This window comes from Microbacterium sp. NPDC056052 (genome assembly GCF_042266785.1).
Lineage (GTDB): Bacteria > Actinomycetota > Actinomycetes > Actinomycetales > Microbacteriaceae > Microbacterium.
The window spans coordinates 530,994-549,290 of sequence record NZ_JBHJWV010000001.1 but is presented as its reverse complement, the minus strand read 5'-3'; the positions used below and the strand labels follow the sequence as shown (position 1 = coordinate 549,290).

Sequence of the window (18,297 nt, the reverse complement as noted above, 5' to 3'; positions counted from 1 at the left end):
ACGGCGCTTCGGGCGCCTACCCCCCGAAGCAGGGCATGTACAACCCCGCGTTCGAGAAGGACGCCTGCGGCCTGGCCATGGTCGCGACGCTCCGCGGGGAGCCGGGCCACGACATCATCGCGCTCGCCCTGGAGGCGCTGCGCAACCTGGAGCACCGCGGCGCGATCGGGTCCGACGCGGGAACCGGCGACGGCGCCGGGATCCTGACCCAGATGCCGGACGCGTTCCTGCGGGAGGTCACCTCCTTCGCGCTTCCCCCGGTCGGCGAGTACGCCGCCGGACTCGCCTTGCTCCCGCTCGACTCGCGCAGCCGTCGCGAGCAGAAGGCCGGGATCGAGAAGATCGCCCGTGCGGAGGGACTCACCGTCCTCGGCTGGCGCGAGGTCCCCACGGCGAACCAGCATCTCGGGAAGCTGGCCGACGAGGCCCGCCCGGCGTTCGAGCAGCTGTTCGTCTCGCGCCCCGCTACCCGCGGCGCCGCGGCGCTCTCCGGCATCGCTCTGGACCGCGTCGCGTACCGGCTGCGCAAGCGCGCGGGCCATGAGCTCGGCGCCTACTTCGTCTCGCTCTCCGCGCGCACCCTCGGGTACAAGGGCATGGTCACGACCCTGCAGCTGGAGCCGTTCTACCCCGACCTTCAGGACGAGCGCTTCGCCTCGGAGCTCGCGGTGGTGCACTCCCGGTACTCGACCAACACGTTCCCATCGTGGCCGCTCGCGCAGCCGCTGCGCATGCTGGCCCACAACGGCGAGATCAACACGGTCGGCGGCAACCGCAACTGGATGCGGGCGCGGCAGTCCCAGCTCGAGTCGGAGCTGCTCGGCGACATCCGCCCGCTGCTGCCGATCTGCACCGACGGGGCGAGCGACTCGGCCTCGTTCGATGAGGTGCTCGAGCTGCTCACGCTCACCGGCAGGAGCCTGCCGCACGCCGTCATGATGATGGTGCCCGCGGCGTGGGAGCGCCAGACGGATCTGGATCCCGATCTGCGCTCCTTCTACGAGTACCACGCGAACCAGATGGAGCCGTGGGACGGCCCCGCCGCCCTCATCTTCACGGACGGCACCGTGGTCGGTGCCACGCTCGACCGCAACGGTCTGCGTCCCGGACGCTGGACCGAGACGACCGACGGCCTCGTCGTGATCGGCAGTGAGACCGGCGTCCTGGAGTTCGAGCCGGAGCGCATCAAGCGCCGCGGCCGGCTGCAGCCAGGCACGATGTTCGTCGTCGACACCGCGCAGCGCCGGATCGTCGAGGACGAGGAGGTCAAGCGCGATCTCGCGAAGCTGCATCCGTGGCAGGAGTGGCTCGACGAGGGGCGCGTGCGCCTCGCCGACCTCCCGGAGCGCGAGCACATCGTGCACCCGGTCGCCTCGATCACGCGTCGCCAGCGCACCTTCGGCTACACCGAGGAGGAGGTGCGCATCCTGCTGACCCCGATGGGGCAGACCGGTGCCGAGCCTCTCGGTGCCATGGGCAGCGACACCCCGATCGCAGTGCTCTCGGAGCGACCGCGCCTGCTCTTCGACTACTTCGTGCAGCAGTTCGCGCAGGTGACCAACCCGCCGCTCGACGCGATCCGCGAAGAGGTCGTCACGAACCTCTCGCTCGGCCTCGGGCCCGAGCGCAACCTGCTGGACTGGGGGCCGGACCACGCGCGCACGATCGTGCTGGACTTCCCGGTCATCGACAACGACGAGCTCGCCAAGCTCCGCCACATCGACCGCGCCAGGCCCGAGCGCTCCAGCGCCACGATCAAGGGTCTCTACCACTTCGACGTGGGCCCGCACGCGCTCGCCCAGCGCCTCGACGAGATGTGCGCCGAGGTCGACGCGGCGATCGAGGACGGCGCCGAGCTGATCATCCTCAGCGACCGGGACTCCAACAAGGACCTCGTCCCGATCCCGTCGCTGCTGATGCTGTCCGCCGTGCATCATCACCTCATCCGTCGCGAGGACCGGATGAAGGTCGGTCTGATCGTCGAGGCGGGAGACGTCCGCGAGGTGCACCACGTCGCGACGCTCATCGGCTACGGGGCGTCCGCCGTGAACCCCTACCTCGCGATGGAGACGGTCGAGCACCTCGTGCGCACCGGCTACATCACCGGCATCACGCCGGAGAAGGCCGTCCGCAACCTCATCTACGCGCTCGGCAAGGGCGTGCTGAAGATCATGTCGAAGATGGGCATCTCCACGGTCGGCTCCTACGCCGGCGCGCAGGTGTTCGAGGCCGTCGGCCTCAGCCAGGATCTCGTCGACGCCTACTTCACCGGCACCGAGACGAAGCTCGGCGGCATCGACATCGAGGATCTGTTCGCCGAGAACCAGGCGCGCCACGACTTCGCGTACCCCGAGGACGCGGCGGCGCGTGCGCACGAGCGCCTCTGGACGGGCGGCGAGTACCAGTGGCGCCGAGACGGCTCCCCGCACCTGTTCAACCCGCAGACCGTGTTCCGTCTGCAGCACTCGACCCGCACCCGTCGGTACGACGTCTTCCGGGAATACACCCAGCTCGTCGACGACCAGGCCAAGGAACTGAAGACGCTGCGCGGCCTCTTCGAGCTGCGCACGGGGGAGCGGCCTCCGGTCCCGATCGACGAGGTCGAGCCCGTGTCGTCGATCGTGAAGCGGTTCTCGACCGGCGCGATGAGCTACGGCTCCATCTCGCAGGAGGCCCACGAGACGCTCGCGATCGCGATGAACAGCCTCGGCGCGAAGTCGAACACGGGTGAGGGCGGTGAGGATCCGGACCGTCTCGTCGACCCGGAGCGCCGCAGCGCGATCAAGCAGGTCGCCTCCGGCCGGTTCGGCGTCACCAGCCAGTACCTCACCGAGGCGGACGACATCCAGATCAAGCTCGCGCAGGGCGCCAAGCCCGGCGAGGGCGGCCAGCTGCCGCCGCAGAAGGTCTATCCGTGGATCGCGCGCACGAGGCACGCGACGCCCGGCGTGGGGCTCATCTCGCCGCCGCCGCACCACGACATCTACTCGATCGAGGACCTCAAGCAGCTGATCTTCGACCTCAAGCGCGCCAACCCCGACGCCCGGATCCACACCAAGCTGGTGAGCCAGTCCGGGATCGGTGCAGTCGCGGCGGGCGTGGCCAAGGCGCTGAGCGACGTGATCCTGGTCTCCGGACACGACGGCGGCACGGGTGCGAGCCCGCTGAACTCGCTCAAGCACGCGGGCACCCCATGGGAGCTCGGCCTGGCCGAGACGCAGCAGACGCTCATGCTCAACGGCATGCGCGACCGCGTCGTGGTTCAGGTCGACGGTCAGCTCAAGACCGGCCGTGACGTGATCATCGGCGCTCTGCTGGGCGCCGAGGAGTTCGGCTTCGCCACGGCGCCGCTCGTGGTGAGCGGCTGCATCATGATGCGCGTGTGCCACCTGGACACCTGCCCGGTCGGCGTCGCCACGCAGAACCCGGTGCTGCGCGAGCGGTTCACCGGCAAGCCGGAGTTCGTCGTGAACTTCATGGAGTTCATCGCGGAGGAGGTGCGCGAGCACCTGGCCGCGCTCGGCTTCCGCAGCCTCGAGGAGATCGTGGGACGGGCGGATCTGCTGCGCACCGACGCCGCGATCAAGCACTGGAAGGCGGACGGACTCGACCTCGCCCCGGTGCTCGAGGGCCCGGCGTTCCCCGCCGGCGAACCGCGTCGCAGCGCCCGCACCCAGGACCACGAGCTGGAGAAGCACTTCGACGCTCCGCTGCTCGAGGCCGCACGCGGGGCGATCGCGCGGTCCGAGCCGGTCTCCTTCGACCTGCCGATCCGCAACACCGAGCGTGCCGTCGGCACGATGCTCGGCCATGAGGTCACGGTCCAGCACGGCGGAGAGGGCCTGCCCGCGGGCACGATCGGCATCTCGCTGCACGGCACCGCCGGCCAGTCGCTGGGGGCGTTCCTGCCTCGCGGCATCTCGATCTCGCTGGAGGGCGACGCCAACGACTATGTCGGCAAGGGCCTCTCCGGCGGAGAGATCGCGATCCGGCCGCACCGCCGTGCGACGTTCGAGCCGCACCGCAACGTGATCGCCGGAAACGTGATCGGCTACGGAGCGACGAGCGGCACGATCCACATCTCGGGCGTCGTCGGCGAGCGCTTCCTGGTCCGGAACTCCGGGGCGATCGCGGTCGCCGAGGGCGTGGGCGACCACGCCCTGGAGTACATGACCGGTGGTGTCGCGGTGATCCTCGGGAGCACCGGCCGCAACCTCGGCGCCGGCATGTCCGGCGGCATCGCCTACGTGCACGATCTGCACGCGGAGCGCGTCAATCCGCTGTCGCTGAGCTCGGGCGAGCTGGAGCTCCTCCCGCTCGACGAGGTGGACGCGCAGGAACTCCGCGAGCTGCTCGCACAGCACGTGGAGCGCACAGGATCGCCGCTCGCCGCGTCGATCCTCGCGGACGACGATTTCGCCGCCGCCTTCACGAAGATCCTGCCGCGGGACTACGCCGCCGTGCTGCGCACCCGTGCAGAGGCAGAGGCCGAGGGGATCGACCCCGACGGCTCCATCGTCTGGACCCGCATCCTGGAGGTGACCGGTGGCTGATCCCAAGGGCTTCCTGACCGTCACGGAGCGAGAGCTCCCCGCACGTCGGCCCGTCCCGGTCCGCATCATGGACTGGAAGGAGGTGTACGAGCCGGGAGATTCGGCCGTGCTCCGCCGTCAGGCCGGCCGATGCATGGACTGCGGCGTGCCGTTCTGCCACCAGGGCTGCCCTCTGGGCAACCTCATCCCGGAGTGGAACGACCTCACCTGGCGCGGCGAGGGCCGCGCCGCGATCGACCGCCTGCACGCGACGAACAACTTCCCGGAGTTCACCGGACGTCTGTGCCCGGCTCCGTGCGAGAGCGCGTGCGTGCTCGGCATCAACCAGCCGGCCGTCACGATCAAGCAGATCGAGGTCTCGATCATCGACGAGGCGTTCGCATCGGGCTGGGTCGAGGCGCAGCCGCCGGCCCGCCTCACCGGCAAGACCGTCGCCGTCGTCGGATCCGGGCCCGCCGGCCTCGCCGCCGCCCAGCAGCTCACGCGCGCCGGGCACACGGTGGCCGTGTTCGAGCGCGACGACCGCATCGGCGGCCTGCTGCGGTACGGCATCCCCGACTTCAAGATGGAGAAGTCGCACCTCGACGCCCGCCTGCGGCAGATGTCCGAGGAGGGCACTCGTTTCCGCGCGGGCGTGAACATCGGCACCGACATCAGCTGGGCCGATCTGCGTGCGCGCTACGACGCCGTCGTGATCGCGACCGGGGCGACCCTGCCGCGCGAGCTCGCGATCCCCGGACGCGACCTCGACGGCGTGCACTTCGCGATGGAGTACCTGGTCGAGTCGAACAAGGCGGTCGCCGGTGATCCGGTGTCGAACCAGATCACCGCCGAGGGCAAGCACGTCATCGTGATCGGCGGCGGCGACACCGGCGCCGACTGCATCGGCACCGCGCACCGCCAGGGCGCGCTCAGCGTGACGAACCTCGCGATCGGCCGTCAGCCGTCCGACCATCGTCCGGAGCACCAGCCCTGGCCGATGATGCCGACGGTGTTCGAGGTCTCCTCGGCGCACGAGGAGGGCGGAGAGCGTCAGTACCTCGCCTCCACCGTCGAGTTCCTCGGCAACGAGGCGGGCGAGGTGCGTGCTCTGCGCGTCGCCGAGACCGAGTTCGTGGACGGACGCCGCGTGCCCAAGAGCGGCACCGAGCGGGAGATCCCGGCGGACCTGGTGCTCATCGCGATGGGCTTCACCGGGCCCGAGTACGAGGCGTACGGCGAGGACGGGCCGCAGCGGACCGACCGCGGCGCATTCCGCCGCGACGAGGACTACGCCTCGACGATCCCCGGAGTGTTCGTGGCCGGCGATGCCGGACGCGGTCAGTCCCTCATCGTGTGGGCCATCGCCGAGGGTCGGGCCGCGGCTGCCGCCGTCGACCGGCATCTCATGGGGCAGACCGTGCTGCCCGCTCCGGTCCGCCCGTCGGATGTCGCGATCGGGGTCTAGCCCGCGTAGGCTGGGCCCGGCAGCGTGGCCCTTTATTCCATCCCCCTGACACTTATCGGAGAACGCATTGAGACGTGCCAAGATCGTGGCCACACTCGGCCCCGCAACCTCGACGTATGAGACGGTGCGGGCCCTCATCGATGCGGGCGTCGACGTCGCCCGGCTCAACCTCAGCCACGGGGACTACTCCGTGCACGAGAACAACTACGCCAACGTCCGCCGCGCTGCGGAGGACTCCGGCCGCGCTGTCGCCGTCCTCGTCGACCTGCAGGGTCCGAAGATCCGCCTCGGCAAGTTCGAGGCGGGCCCCTACGAACTCGCCGTCGGCGACATCTTCAAGATCACGACCGAGGACATCGTCGGCAACAAGGAGATCTGCGGGACGACCTTCAAGGGTCTCCCGCAGGACGTCAAGCCGGGCGACTTCCTGCTGATCGACGACGGCAAGGTCCGCGTCGAGGTCGTGGAGACCGACGGCACCGTCGTCACCACCCGCGTGGTCGTGGCCGGTGCGGTGTCCAACAACAAGGGCATCAACCTGCCGGGCGTCGCCGTCAGCGTTCCCGCGCTGAGCGAGAAGGACGAGGACGATCTGCGCTGGGGTCTGCGCATCGGAGCCGACCTCATCGCACTGTCATTCGTCCGCGATGCGTCCGACGTCACCCGCGTGCACGAGATCATGGCCGAGGAAGGCGTTCGCGTCCCGGTGATCGCCAAGATCGAGAAGCCGCAGGCCGTCGACAACCTCGAGGACATCGTCGACGCGTTCGACGGCATCATGGTCGCTCGCGGCGACCTCGGCGTCGAGCTGCCCCTGGAGGCGGTGCCGATCGTGCAGAAGCGCGCGGTCGAGCTCGCGCGCCGCATGGCGAAGCCGGTGATCGTGGCGACCCAGATGCTCGAGTCGATGATCTCCAGCCCGGTGCCCACGCGCGCCGAGACCTCCGACGTCGCCAACGCCGTCCTCGACGGCGCCGACGCGGTCATGCTCTCCGGCGAGACCAGCGTGGGGGACTACCCCGTCATCGTCGTGGAGACCATGGCGCGGATCATCGAATCCACCGAGGACCACGGGCTCGAGCGCATCCAGCCGTTGACCACCAAGCCGCGCACGCAGGGCGGTGCGATCACCCTCGCGGCTCTCGAGGTCGCGGAGTTCGTCGAGGCGAAGTTCCTCTGCGTGTTCACGCAGTCCGGCGACTCGGCGCGACGCCTCTCGCGGTTGCGCTCGCGCATCCCGATGCTGGCGTACACGCCCGACCCGGGCATCCGCCGCCGTCTGGCCGTCACCTGGGGCGTCCGCACGAGTTTGGTGAACTTCGTGCCGCACACCGACATGATGTTCCACCAGGTCGACGAGCACCTGCTCGGATCCGGCCTCGCGGAGGTGGGCGACAAGGTCGTGGTCATCTCCGGATCCCCTCCCGGGATCGTCGGATCCACGAACGACCTGCGCATCCACCGGGTCGGCGACACCGTTCACGGTGCCGCTCCGGCCTATCAGGCCAAGTAGGACGCGCGCACGAGGGCCGGTTCCCACGGGGACCGGCCCTCGTCGCATCCCCGGGTGCGCTACAGTCGATCCGGGCCGGCGTGGCGGAATGGCAGACGCGGAGCACTCAAAATGCTTTGTCCGAAAGGACGTGTGGGTTCGAGTCCCACCGCCGGCACCGTGAGCGTTGCGGAGCGGCCGTCAGGCCGTTCCGCAACGCTCTTCCGGTTCGGTGTGGGGCACCTCGATCCCCAGGGCCCCGCCGGCCAGAGGCTCCGTGCGTCGCGCATGCGACGTGCGGAGAAGGCCCGGTGGGACTCGAGTCCCACCGCCGGCATCCGTGGTCCGCAAGATCCGAAATCCCGTCCAGGATCATCGAAACATTCGTTTCGATGATCCTGGAGGCTTTGGTGTGGTCGACAGCGAACGTTCGCTGAGCGGCGCCCCGGATCCGGTTCGGACTCTGCCTTATGCGCGCTCCTGAGCGTGCGTCCAGATCAGGTACAGAACCGGTGCGGCGGTGATCCCGATCGCCAGCGCCGGCGCATTGGCGAAGGTGACGAGCTGAACCACGATCACGATGAGCGACAGGATCGATGCGGGCCAGCGCCGGACGCTCAGGATCAAGGATGGCATGAGGATGCGACGGATCGGCACCTCCGGCCGCCTGCTGTTCACAACCGCAACGGCAGCGGTCAGGGACATTGCCGCCGAAACGGCCAGCAGCGTCCAGAGGACCGGGACGACCAGAGGCGCGTATGTCGTCATGGACAGCATCGCGAGATCTGTCAGCAGCACGACGGTGACCGTCGTCGACAGCGCGCCGAGCATGGTGGCGCGCCGCCACGCTCGCCGCCATGCCCGGAGGAACGGCCGGACGACGGCGGACTCGCCGTCGCGCTGCATCTGGAAGACGCTGAACACCGCGGTGACAGCGGGGGCGCAGAACGGAGCCAGGATCGCGAGGACCGGCCAGGTCGAGACCGGGTCCGTGAGGATCAGCATCGCCAGCAGCGGGGACATCGCCAGCGCGAGCATGAGGTTCAGCCCCATCGTCGTGTACGCCGCCGCTATCAGGGCAGACCATCGCGCGTGCGTCACGCGTACGGTGGTCATCCCTTCATCCCGCTCGTCGCCATGCCCTCGACGAAGTACTTCTGTCCCAGAAGGAAGACGATCGCGATCGGGAGCACGGAGATGGTCAGTCCTGCGAAGAGCAGCGAATAGTTGGTGTCGAAGAGATTGGACGCCATGCCCTGCAAACCGAGCGGGAGCGTCCACAGATCTGGATTCCGGAGGTACAGCAGAGGCCCGAGGTAGTCGTTCCAGGTCTGCACGAAGGTGAGCAGCACCAGGCTCGCGATCGCGGGAACGGCCAGCGGGAGCATGATCCGGCGCCAGATGCCGTATTCACTGAGCCCGTCCAATCGCGCCGCCTCGGAGAGCTCCTCCGGGATCGTCTCGTAGTACTGCTTCATGAGGAACACTCCGAAAGCGGTGAAGGCCTGAAGCACGATCACCGACCAGAAGGTGTTGGACAGCTTCAGATTCGAAAGGATGATGAACTGCGGGATCATGTACGACTGCCATGGCACAGCGATCGTGCCGATGTAGGCGAGGAACAGCACATCGCGTCCGGGGAACCGGATGCGCGCGAATCCGTAGGCGGCGAAGGAAGCGGTCAACGTCTGCAGCAGTGTGACGGTCACCGCGAGGAAAAGCGAGTTGCGGATCCACGTGAGGATGCCCGTGGCCGACCACAGCTCCTGATAGTTCGACCAGTCGAAGACTTCGGGGATCCAGCGGACCGGAACGGAGAAGACCGCACTGGGCTGTTTGAGCGAGCTCATCACCATCCAGAAGAACGGAACGAGGAGCGCTGCACCGGCGATGACCAGGAACAGGTACAGCATCGCCCGCCCGAGACGATGGGCAATCGAGGGTCCGTGGGAAGGTGCGGTCGTCATGCCTGCCTCCGCTTGTTCCACAAGAACTGGACGATCGTCACGGTGATGCAGAGGAGGAAGAGCACGACCGATGCGGCGGACGCGTATCCGAACCGGCTCTCCTCGAAGGCCTTCCGGTATATGAACTGGGAAAGCACGAGCGTCGCCTGCCCGGGACCGCCGTCCGTCATGACCAGGATCAGGTCGAAGACCTTGAAGGAGTTGATCGTCAGGATCACGGAGACGAAGAACGTCGTCGGCCGCAGGCAGGGGAGAGTCACGTGAGTGAAACGCTGGTACGCATTGGCGCCGTCGACGCGGGCCGATTCATGAAGCTCCCTGGGCACGGTCTGCAGGCCGGCCAGGAACAGCACCATGTAATAGCCCATGTCGCGCCAGGTGCTGACCAGGACGACTCCCGGCATCGCCCAGTCGGTCGACGTGAGCCAGCCCGGAGGGGAGGAGATCCCGATCGCCCGCAGGAGCTGGTTGACAGGACCGAAGTCGGGGCTGAGCAGCAGGTTCCACACCATCGCTATGGCGACGATCGACGTGATGTAGGGGAAGAAGGCGGCAACCCGGAAGAACGCGACGCCTCTGAGCTTCGTGTTGAGAAGCAATGCCAGTCCGAGTGAGACGGCGATCGTCAGCGGAATGTGAAGGGCGGAGTAGTACAGCGTGTTGAGAAGCGCCACGTGAAAGCTGCCGTCGCCAGGAGCTGCGTGAAGTTCTCGACTCCCACCCAGGGCGCCTTGCCGAAGATGTTCCAGCTCGTGAACGACACATAAAGCAGGATGAGCACGGGCACGAGCGTGAACACGGCGAACCCGAGGAAGTTCGGGGCGATGAAGCTCCATCCGATCAGGGTGTTGCGCAGTCTCATCCGGGAACGCCGGCGGGCAGCCGGTGCGGGAAGCGGAGCGGCGATGATGCGACCTCGTGCTTTCATCCGTAGAAGGGGCTGTGCGAGTGCGGGCGTGCTCGTCTGTGAGCACGCCCGCGCTGCGGCTATCTGATCTCGGTGTCGAACCGCTTCTTCGCGTCGGCGATCGCGTCGGCGTACGAACGGGAGCCCGACATCACTGCGGTGTGCAGATCGCCGAGGATCGTCTGTATGGCCGCGGTCTGCGACACGGTCGGATTCTCGGCCGAGACGTCACGCGTTCCGAACGCGAACTGGGAGAGGTCATCGTTCGGCATGCCCGCGGTGGAGAAGAAGGCCGTGACGACGTCGTCGTCGATATAGGCGGGAGTGATCCCGATCTTCGCCAGCGCCACCGCGGCGTCGGCGCCGGCGATGTAGGCCAGGAACTCCTTGGCCGCGGAGATCTTCGCCTCGTCGATCGCGGCGTTCAGGCCCGCGCCGGTCGGATCACTGAACGTGACCGGCACGTTGTCCCTCCCCGTGGTCGAGGCATCCGCTTGAGGCAGCGGAGCGAACCCCCACGGGAATTCCTGTGCGTCGCCCGTCTTGACCTGGGCGAGCAGGGCGGCCACGTACCAGGTGCCCATCGGCATCATCGCCGCGCGCTGTTGACCGAACTCGCCCTGATAGGTCAGGTTGTTCGCCGTACTTGTGTTGAAGTCGACCTGGAGCCCCGCCCCCTGCATCGCCAGCGCACGCCGGTAGCCATCCTTGAACTGGTCGAACTCGCCCTTGAGGATGTCGGCCCCGGACTGGGCGGTGGCGATGGCCTGCACTGCGCTCTGCCAGCGGTGCAGGTAGGCGGGCTTCGCGTCGCTGCCTGCCGCCTTGAGTCCTGTGCCGAGCTTCTCCGCCGCGGCCTCGTAGTCGTCCCATGTCCACGACCCGTCGGGGTCGTCGACGCCGGCTGCGTCGAACAGTGACTTGTTGTAGTAGAGCACCCAGGCGTCCTGGCGGTACGGTACCGCGTACTGGACGCCGTCGATCTGATACGACGCTGCACCGGCGACCTCGTCGGGGAACTTGATGTCGGACACGTCAAGGAGCTGGCCTCCTTCGACCAACGCCGGCATGGCCTTCGGGCCCTTCTGGGTGATGATGTCAGGTGCGGTGCCGGCGGCGAGATCGGCGGTGATCAGGGTGTCGTACTGCGCGGGGTCGTACTCCTTGATCTGGATGTCGATGTTCTCGTGACTGGCTTCGAACCCGTCGACGAGCGCCTGGAACTCCGGGGTCGTGGCCAGTGCCCATGCCGAGTAGGTCAGGGTGACGGGAGAATCACCGCTTCTGCCCGCGGGCGTGACCTCGGTGCTGCTGCACGCCGACAACGTGAGGGCCGCGGTGATCAGCGTGATCAGGGGTGCTGCTCGTTTCATGGTTGACTGCTCCTTCGGGTGAGGGGCTCCCCAGCGGGGCCCCGGTCGGTCGGTCGGTCTGGCGAGACGGGTGCGATCCATTCGTTGAGATCCAGGACCGTCTCGACGCCGTCGGACCACCGGATGGCGACCCGTTCGGAGTCGCGGTCGAACAGGATGGCGGGAGGGGCGGAAAGATCGACACCCAGGCCGACGGCGAACCCGCACCACCGGCGGGCCTGGTGCGCCAGGACGAGCGCCGTCGGCACACGGCTGATCGCCCCCAGGGGACTGGCGTCACGATGCTCCGTCACGATCAGCCTCGCCAGATCGGGCTCGGCCGGATGCACCGTGCTCGTGACCTCTGCACCGTACGCGGTTGCCGAACCTCCGATCAGGGACGCTCGAACGTGCTGTCCCGATAGTGCCCACCCGCCGATGCGCAGCGTCGATCGCCGTCCGCGGTCGTTACGGACGCGGACCAGCCGGGCTTCCCAGCCGCTTCGGAGCACCGAGAGCACGTCGATGTCCGCGTGGTCTGTGGCGACGCCCGCGCGCCCTTGCCCGTATCCGGTGTCCTCATCATTCGGCACGATCGTGCGTGCTCTCCAAGTGGCACCGCCGCAGGCGATGTCGTGCAGGGGGGAGATCAGCACAGGGGTGATCGGTGTCATCCCTGTGCGGTGCGTAGTTCCCCCCGGGGTCAGCAGCACGACGCTCTGATCCTCGGGGTCCAGCCACGCGGTGCCGTCGAGCAGCGGAGTGGTCGCGGTCGAGTAGCCGAGGCGGGCATACAAAGGGGATTCTGTGCGCGACTCCGCGATGTCGGCATGATCGGTGCCGTGATTCGAGACTCGGACGATGCCGTCGGCGGAGGTGGCCGACACGACCCATCCCGCTGATTCGATGACCCTTATGCTGTCCCCGGTGTGGATCGGCAGGGCCGTCGCGGGATCATGCCAGACCGGGTGCTCCGCGGGGAGCAGGAGTCCGAGGAGTCCCTTGCCGGCCCAGTACGGTGAGCCCGGGCCGGAGTACGTCTGCGCCAACGGGCGCCACGGGCCGTGCCATCCGATGCTCAGCACATCGTCGGACGTCGCACCTCGCTCATCGAAGTAGCGGACGATCTGCTCGGCCGCGGTGCGCAGCTGTCCGAGCGGGTGCGAGGGGACGCCGGCGATCGCTCCAGCCCAGAACGGCGCCGCCGCGGCGAACCGGTAGGTGAGGCTTCGGCCCTGGAACAGCGGGGCGCCGTCGCCCCCGATCATCGCCAGGGCATCGTCGAGGAAGCGGTCCAGGCGTGCCACGTCCCGTGCCGCTCGTCCTTGCGCAAGATCCTCGGCGCCGTGCATCCGCACCCACATCGTCGGGTAGAGGTGCATCGCCCAGCCGACGTAGTGATCGAAATTGCGACCGGGGCCGTCGGCGTACCAGCCGGCGCCACGATAGCAGTCATCCATCATTGCGACGTCCGCACGGATCTCTTCTGCCGACCAGGGTCCTCCCACTGACCGGAGAAAGGTCTGCACGACGACTCGGAACCATCGCCAGTTGTTGAGGGGATAGTCCCCATCGCCGACGACGGGGGAGAGGTAGTCGATCACCCGGGCCTGCGTCGTCGGGTCGAGCGTGTCCCACAGCCATGGTCGGGTCAGATCCAGCATCAGCGCGATCGATGCCGCCTCGACCTTGGCCTGGGGATGCTCGGTCGTCCGTATCCATCGTTCCGGGTTGTCCGGGTCGACGCCTGCGCTGACGCCTTCCCTGAAGTGCTCGAGCGAGGAGCCGACGCCGTCTCCTCGCTCGCCGGCGATGCGGGCGCCGGCGATCAGGAAGGTGCGGGCGAATCCTTCCAGCCCGTCCACCCGGGGACCGAAGCCCCCGGGTCGACCGGGCAGCAGGATCTGCGCACGGCTCGACGACGAATGACCAAGGGCACCCCGGATCAGGCGATCAGCGAAGGCCGTCCAGTCCGCGCGCCGCCATTCCGGGAGATCCAGGCCGTGTGCCATCGACGAGGCACGGAGCATGCTGCTCATGAAAGCCTCCTCAGTTCACGATGTCCGCGGCGAAGACGAGCACGCTGGTCGTCCTCGCGCCGTGCCCGGGGCCGAAAGCGGGGAGGATCACACCGGCCAGACTCTTGCCCGCAGTGAGGGGGATCGAGCTGATGAACAGGGATGCAGGCCGGTGCAGCTGGCCGTTCCTGGCGTTGCCGTGATCGGCTGTCAGCGCGACGGTGGCATCGGCGGGGGGCTCTCGGTCGAAGGCGTAGGACGTGAGATCGAACGGGACTCTTGAGCCGTCCGCATAGATCAGTTGCCCGGTGCCCGTCTGGGTTCCGAAGGCGGCGGCGTGCAGGAGCAGCAGGCTGCTTCCCTTGCCGCTGACCCGCAGCAGCTGGCCCTGCGCCGTGGCCGCGCTCGATCCGCCGGCCGTGAACCAGGGCGCAGAGAGTGCTCCGAGGGAGGTGCTGATCTCACCGCCCGGTGAATAGCCGGCAGCCGCCAGCGCCTCGGCCGAGAGGCTCCATCCCGGATTGCCCAGTTGACCCTGTCGGGTGTCCGAGTCCGACGTGATCCCGATGGTGTCCAGCGTTCCCGGTGCCGGGCATCCCGGCAGCTCGCAGCCGGCGCGCCATGGGGCGCCGCTCTCGAATGCGCCGAGGTCGGGGCTGTCCGAGCTCTCCGTCACTCCCGGGACGGCGATTCCCGTGTCGAGCGCCGCTGAGCCTGGTGCGAGCGTGTAATCGCCCGCTTCTCGCCAGGTGAACCGAACGTCCGTGAGGTCGATCAGATTGTGAGACACGTCGGGTCCCCCGGGTGCGCGGCCCCGCAGAGCCAGGTTGTTCTGGAACGCCGAGCCGGGTCCGTGTGTTCGGAAGAACGACATCCCGCCCGGCTCGTAGAACGTGTTGTTGTAGAAGCGGAGACCCTCGCCCCGCGTGGGGCGTGCGGTGAGGTACGGATTGGTCCCCACGCCGTATCCGTTGTTGTACGTCAGATTGTGATCGGCGAGGACGTTGAAGGTGCCGTTGTCGAAGTAGAGCGCGACGTACAGCTCGGATCCGGCCCTCCTCGTCGCATCGTGGATGACATTGTGGTCCACCCGGCTGCCGCTCATGTCGATGTCGCAGCACACATAGACGGCGCCGAGGTCATGCTGGAGCTGACCGTACGCGCTGATGTCGTTACCCGTGATCCGGATGTTCTTCAGGGTGCGCGGAGCGCCGACGATGTAGTTCATGTTGATGCCGTCGCGAGCGACGCGGGCGATGGTGTTGCGTTCGATGAGGATGTCGGAAGCGCCGGGCGAGATCGAGATCCCGCTGGTGTACGAACCGCTGTAGGCGACATCCTCGATCAGGTTGTTGCGCACGGTCTGCTGGGTGCCGGAGACGAAGACGCCGTTGCCGGCGCTGTACCGGATCGTGCTGTCCCGAAGGGTGTTCCCGGTGCCGCGCAACACGATGCCGGTATCCGTCTTGTGCGAGGAGTAGATCGACTTCAGCTCGCTCGGGCGTAGCTGCTGAGTCTGATAGTGAGACAGGTACTGTCCGTCGATGCGCTCGATCGTGATGCTCGAACTGGCCTCGTCCGTCATGATCGTGGATGCGCGGATCGCGAAACCGCTGATGGTGACATCCTTGTGCCCGCGAAGGTCGAAGGCGTAGTTCCGCGTCTTGGCCTCGATCGCGGTCGGAGCTGAGCCGTCTGTGGCGACCAGCAGGCGCTGACCGTCGGCGTCGTAGAACCACTCGCCGGGCTGTGTGAGCAGCTCGGGGCTGCCGTGGAGGCGGAAGTACCGGTTTCCGGTCTGCGGCGGGTTGATGTTCGCCGCGTCGCTGCCGATCAGGTCGTAGCTGAGCTCACCGGTCTCCTCCTGACCGGTGACGACCCCGGTCACGGTCGTCCAGCCCCCGCTGAACACGATGATCATCTCGTCGGTGCTGCGGAAGACCGGCAGCCCCGCTTCGGTCAGACTTCCCGCACGCTGAGAGCCGGGGAGGATGCTCGCCTCGACCCGCGTGGGCAGGGTGACATCCTCCGGCTCGGGATACTGGGCCTCGGGCAGCATCGCCCCCTCGGAGAACACCTGATTGGCGGCGATGTTGTCGTTGCCGGGATCGATTGTCGCGTCGTAGCCGCGGCGGAGCACCGCCGGGGCGGCGAAGATCGGCACTCCCTGCGCCGAGCTCAGCTCTACATCGGGCTGCCACTGCTCGATGACGTCGGCTCCCGTGATGACTGGTTTCGCGCCAGGTGCCGCGGTGAACGTCGTCCCATCGTTCGGGAACACCGACTCGCGGTAGACGCCGTCGGCGACGACGCAGGTGTCACCGGCCCCCGCCATCGCGGCGCATGCGCTGATCGTGCGCAGGCCGGCCTGCGACGTGAGCCCGGTGGCCTCGTCGTCGCCATCAGGCGAGACATAGAGGACGCGACCGGAGAGCTCGGTCGGCGCAGCGAAGCCGGCGGCGACCGAGATCGTGACGACGGCCAGTGACGCGGCCGTGATGAGTCTTCTGAGGGGGAGCATCGGACCTCCTTGTCCGTGCGTGCCGGGCCGCCTGGATGCGGGCGGACTCTTCGGGTCGAGTGCACGCGGTGGCCGAAAGTATGGCACCCGGCTCAAGGCCGGAAGTCGTGCCCTGAGCGATCTTGAGCGGATCGTCGGATCAGACCCGCGCGGGGCCGGTCGACTCCCGGACGATGAGGTCTGGACTGAGGATGACGCGGCGAAGCGGCCGGACGGGGTCAGCGATACGCTCGACGATCAGTTCCACAGCCGCGGAACCGATTGCGTGTCGCGGCGGGCTGATGGCGGTGAGGGCCGGTGAGAACAGCGCGGCGACCTGGTCGTCATAGGCGATGACGGAGAGATCCTGCGGGACTCTCAGCCCCTGGGCCTTGGCGCCTTCCACGAGGCTCATGGCTTCCGGATCGGAATGGACGACCAGTCCGGTGACGTCGTTCGCCAAGGCAGTGTCGATCGCCTCAGAGATGGCCAGCTCTTGACTGTCCTGATCCTCGGGCCCGGCTGGCTGAGCGAAGTGCTCGTGCGACTGCAACCCGAGCTCCCTGCAAGCGGCCGGCCAGCTGGACAGGAGGCGCCGTGATGTCTGGGACTCCCGGACGGTGACCAGCCCCACCCTGCGATGTCCGAGAGCGTGCAGATGGCGAGCCGCCAGCGCGACGCCAAGGCCGTGGTCGGTGACGACCGCTTCCAGGGGCATGCGGTACTCGCCTGCGATTCCAGTCCGTTCGACGAGGACGACCGGCACGGTCGCCTCGGAGAGCATCTGGAGGACCTCGCCCGCGAACGGCGCTCTGGTGTTCGGCGCGATCACCACCCCCGCGAGTCTCTCCGTCTTCAGCAGCGCTTCGACGGCCGCGCGTTCATCGATGGAGGTATACGAGCCGCGCCGCAGCAGCGTGCTCAGCGCGTAGCTGCGCGCGCCGGCTTGGATACCGCCGAGGACGCCGGGCCAGTAGTAGTCGGTCGACGGTACGAGCACGGCGATCACACCCGTGACCGGATCAGCATCGCTTCGATGAAGATAGGCGTCAGCGGGCGCTCTGTCAGCGCAGAGCATCGCGCCGCCGTGGACGCGCATCACCACCCCTTCATCGGCGAGTTGCGTCAGATCCCGGCGCATCGTCGCCACAGAGACGCCGAGTTCGGCCGCGAGCGTCGATGCTCGGCTCACACCGCGCCGGGCCAGTTGCTGAACCAACTGCGTGCGGCGCACCTCACCGAGCGCCGATGACGACGTCCCCATCTCCCGCAGGTTAAACGATCAAGTTGGCTCATACAAGGGCGAATCCGCGGCGGAGCGGGTGCGCCTGAGCCCGGATCGCGTCGATGAGCGGGGCGACTGACCTCCGGAGGCTGTCCAGTAGGATGGATCCGTGACTGAAGAGCAGCAGCCTGAGCAGCCCGCCTCGTCCGCTCCGCGACGCGTCGTCGTCGCCGAGGACGAGTCGCTGATCCGCCTCGACATCGTCGAGATCCTCCGCGACAACGGATTCGACGTGGTCGGCGAGGCCGGGGACGGAGAGACCGCGGTGCAGCTGGCGACCGAACTGCGCCCCGACCTCGTCATCATGGACGTGAAGATGCCCCAGCTGGACGGCATCAGCGCTGCGGAGAAGCTGCACAAGGGCAACATCGCCCCCGTCGTGCTGCTCACCGCCTTCAGTCAGAAGGAGCTCGTCGAGCGCGCGAGCGAGGCCGGCGCGCTGGCCTACGTCGTGAAGCCCTTCACCCCGAACGATCTCCTGCCGGCGATCGAGATCGCCCTCGCGCGTCACGAGCAGATCATCACGCTCGAGGCCGAGGTCGCCGACATGGTCGAGCGCTTCGAGACCCGCAAGCTGGTCGACCGCGCCAAGGGGCTGCTGAACGAGAAGATGGGTCTCTCGGAGCCCGAAGCGTTCCGCTGGATCCAGAAGGCGTCGATGGACCGCCGTCTCACGATGCAGGATGTCGCGAAGGCGATCATCGAGCAGCTGGCACCGAAGAAGTGAGCCGGGATCGGATCAGTGTCGCATCGCGACGTTGATGCGGCCCGAATCG

At 67.8% G+C, this 18,297-nt stretch carries 12 protein-coding genes and 1 tRNA gene; 5 read left to right on the top strand and 8 right to left on the bottom strand.

The features are described from left to right. Positions 1-35: 35 nt before the first annotated feature. From gltB to ACFC1J_RS02670, 4 genes are all read left to right on the top strand, one after another. A complete protein-coding gene (gltB, locus tag ACFC1J_RS02685; RefSeq protein ID WP_375902728.1) occupies positions 36-4,553 on the top strand; it encodes a glutamate synthase large subunit in 4,518 nt (1,505 codons plus the stop codon). Next, complete coding sequence (locus ACFC1J_RS02680) at positions 4,546-6,000, top strand: glutamate synthase subunit beta (protein WP_375902221.1); 1,455 nt, start codon at positions 4,546-4,548, stop codon at positions 5,998-6,000. Before gltB ends, ACFC1J_RS02680 begins: the two co-directional genes overlap by 8 nt. Positions 6,001-6,067: 67 nt before the next feature. Next, the gene (pyk, locus tag ACFC1J_RS02675) at positions 6,068-7,513 is read left to right on the top strand and encodes a pyruvate kinase (protein WP_375902219.1); all 1,446 of its coding nucleotides are present in this window, start codon (positions 6,068-6,070) and stop codon (positions 7,511-7,513) included. A gap of 74 nt (positions 7,514-7,587) precedes the next feature. Next, a tRNA-Leu gene (locus tag ACFC1J_RS02670) sits at positions 7,588-7,670 on the top strand. Positions 7,671-7,960: 290 nt separating this feature from the next. On the opposite strand, the gene ACFC1J_RS02665 is transcribed toward ACFC1J_RS02670, so the two are convergent. From ACFC1J_RS02665 to ACFC1J_RS02630, 8 genes are all read right to left on the bottom strand, one after another. After that, positions 7,961-8,608, bottom strand: a complete 648-nt coding sequence (locus ACFC1J_RS02665) for a DUF624 domain-containing protein (protein ID WP_375902217.1) — start codon at positions 8,606-8,608, stop codon at positions 7,961-7,963. Continuing rightward, the gene (locus tag ACFC1J_RS02660) at positions 8,605-9,459 is read right to left on the bottom strand and encodes a carbohydrate ABC transporter permease (RefSeq protein ID WP_375902216.1); all 855 of its coding nucleotides are present in this window, start codon (positions 9,457-9,459) and stop codon (positions 8,605-8,607) included. The genes ACFC1J_RS02665 and ACFC1J_RS02660 overlap by 4 nt, the downstream gene beginning before the upstream one ends. Continuing rightward, positions 9,456-10,133: a carbohydrate ABC transporter permease gene (locus tag ACFC1J_RS02655; RefSeq protein ID WP_375902214.1), complete on the bottom strand. Its 678-nt coding sequence runs from the start codon at positions 10,131-10,133 to the stop codon at positions 9,456-9,458. The genes ACFC1J_RS02660 and ACFC1J_RS02655 overlap by 4 nt, the downstream gene beginning before the upstream one ends. Further along, positions 10,085-10,321, bottom strand: coding sequence for a hypothetical protein (locus tag ACFC1J_RS02650; RefSeq protein ID WP_375902212.1), 237 nt, complete (start codon positions 10,319-10,321; stop codon positions 10,085-10,087). Before ACFC1J_RS02650 ends, ACFC1J_RS02655 begins: the two co-directional genes overlap by 49 nt. Positions 10,322-10,446: 125 nt before the next feature. Continuing rightward, on the bottom strand, positions 10,447-11,739 hold the full coding sequence (locus tag ACFC1J_RS02645; RefSeq protein WP_375902210.1) for an ABC transporter substrate-binding protein: 1,293 nt from the start codon (positions 11,737-11,739) through the stop codon (positions 10,447-10,449). Continuing rightward, a complete protein-coding gene (locus tag ACFC1J_RS02640) occupies positions 11,736-13,757 on the bottom strand; it encodes a DUF2264 domain-containing protein (protein WP_375902208.1) in 2,022 nt (673 codons plus the stop codon). Before ACFC1J_RS02640 ends, ACFC1J_RS02645 begins: the two co-directional genes overlap by 4 nt. 10 nt (positions 13,758-13,767) lie before the next feature. Then, the gene (locus ACFC1J_RS02635; RefSeq protein WP_375902206.1) at positions 13,768-16,257 is read right to left on the bottom strand and encodes a right-handed parallel beta-helix repeat-containing protein; all 2,490 of its coding nucleotides are present in this window, start codon (positions 16,255-16,257) and stop codon (positions 13,768-13,770) included. Positions 16,258-16,396: 139 nt separating this feature from the next. Continuing rightward, positions 16,397-17,500, bottom strand: coding sequence for a substrate-binding domain-containing protein (locus ACFC1J_RS02630; RefSeq protein ID WP_375902204.1), 1,104 nt, complete (start codon positions 17,498-17,500; stop codon positions 16,397-16,399). A 130-nt stretch (positions 17,501-17,630) separates the two neighbouring features. Here ACFC1J_RS02630 and ACFC1J_RS02625 point away from each other — a divergent pair, with 130 nt between their 5' ends. Then, positions 17,631-18,248, top strand: coding sequence for an ANTAR domain-containing response regulator (locus tag ACFC1J_RS02625; protein WP_045252013.1), 618 nt, complete (start codon positions 17,631-17,633; stop codon positions 18,246-18,248). The last annotated feature ends 49 nt before the right edge of the window (positions 18,249-18,297 follow it).

Bases quoted from the DNA above. Each gene is read 5' to 3' on its own strand.
- gltB (WP_375902728.1), top strand. From the start codon at position 36: ATGTACAACCCCGCGTTCGAGAAGGACGCCTGCGGCCTGGCCATGGTC.
- ACFC1J_RS02665 (WP_375902217.1), bottom strand. From the start codon at position 8,608: ATGACCACCGTACGCGTGACGCACGCGCGATGGTCTGCCCTGATAGCG.
- ACFC1J_RS02660 (WP_375902216.1), bottom strand. From the start codon at position 9,459: ATGACGACCGCACCTTCCCACGGACCCTCGATTGCCCATCGTCTCGGG.
- ACFC1J_RS02650 (WP_375902212.1), bottom strand. From the start codon at position 10,321: ATGAGACTGCGCAACACCCTGATCGGATGGAGCTTCATCGCCCCGAAC.
- ACFC1J_RS02645 (WP_375902210.1), bottom strand. From the start codon at position 11,739: ATGAAACGAGCAGCACCCCTGATCACGCTGATCACCGCGGCCCTCACG.
- ACFC1J_RS02640 (WP_375902208.1), bottom strand. From the start codon at position 13,757: ATGAGCAGCATGCTCCGTGCCTCGTCGATGGCACACGGCCTGGATCTC.
- ACFC1J_RS02635 (WP_375902206.1), bottom strand. From the start codon at position 16,257: ATGCTCCCCCTCAGAAGACTCATCACGGCCGCGTCACTGGCCGTCGTC.
- ACFC1J_RS02630 (WP_375902204.1), bottom strand. From the start codon at position 17,500: ATGGGGACGTCGTCATCGGCGCTCGGTGAGGTGCGCCGCACGCAGTTG.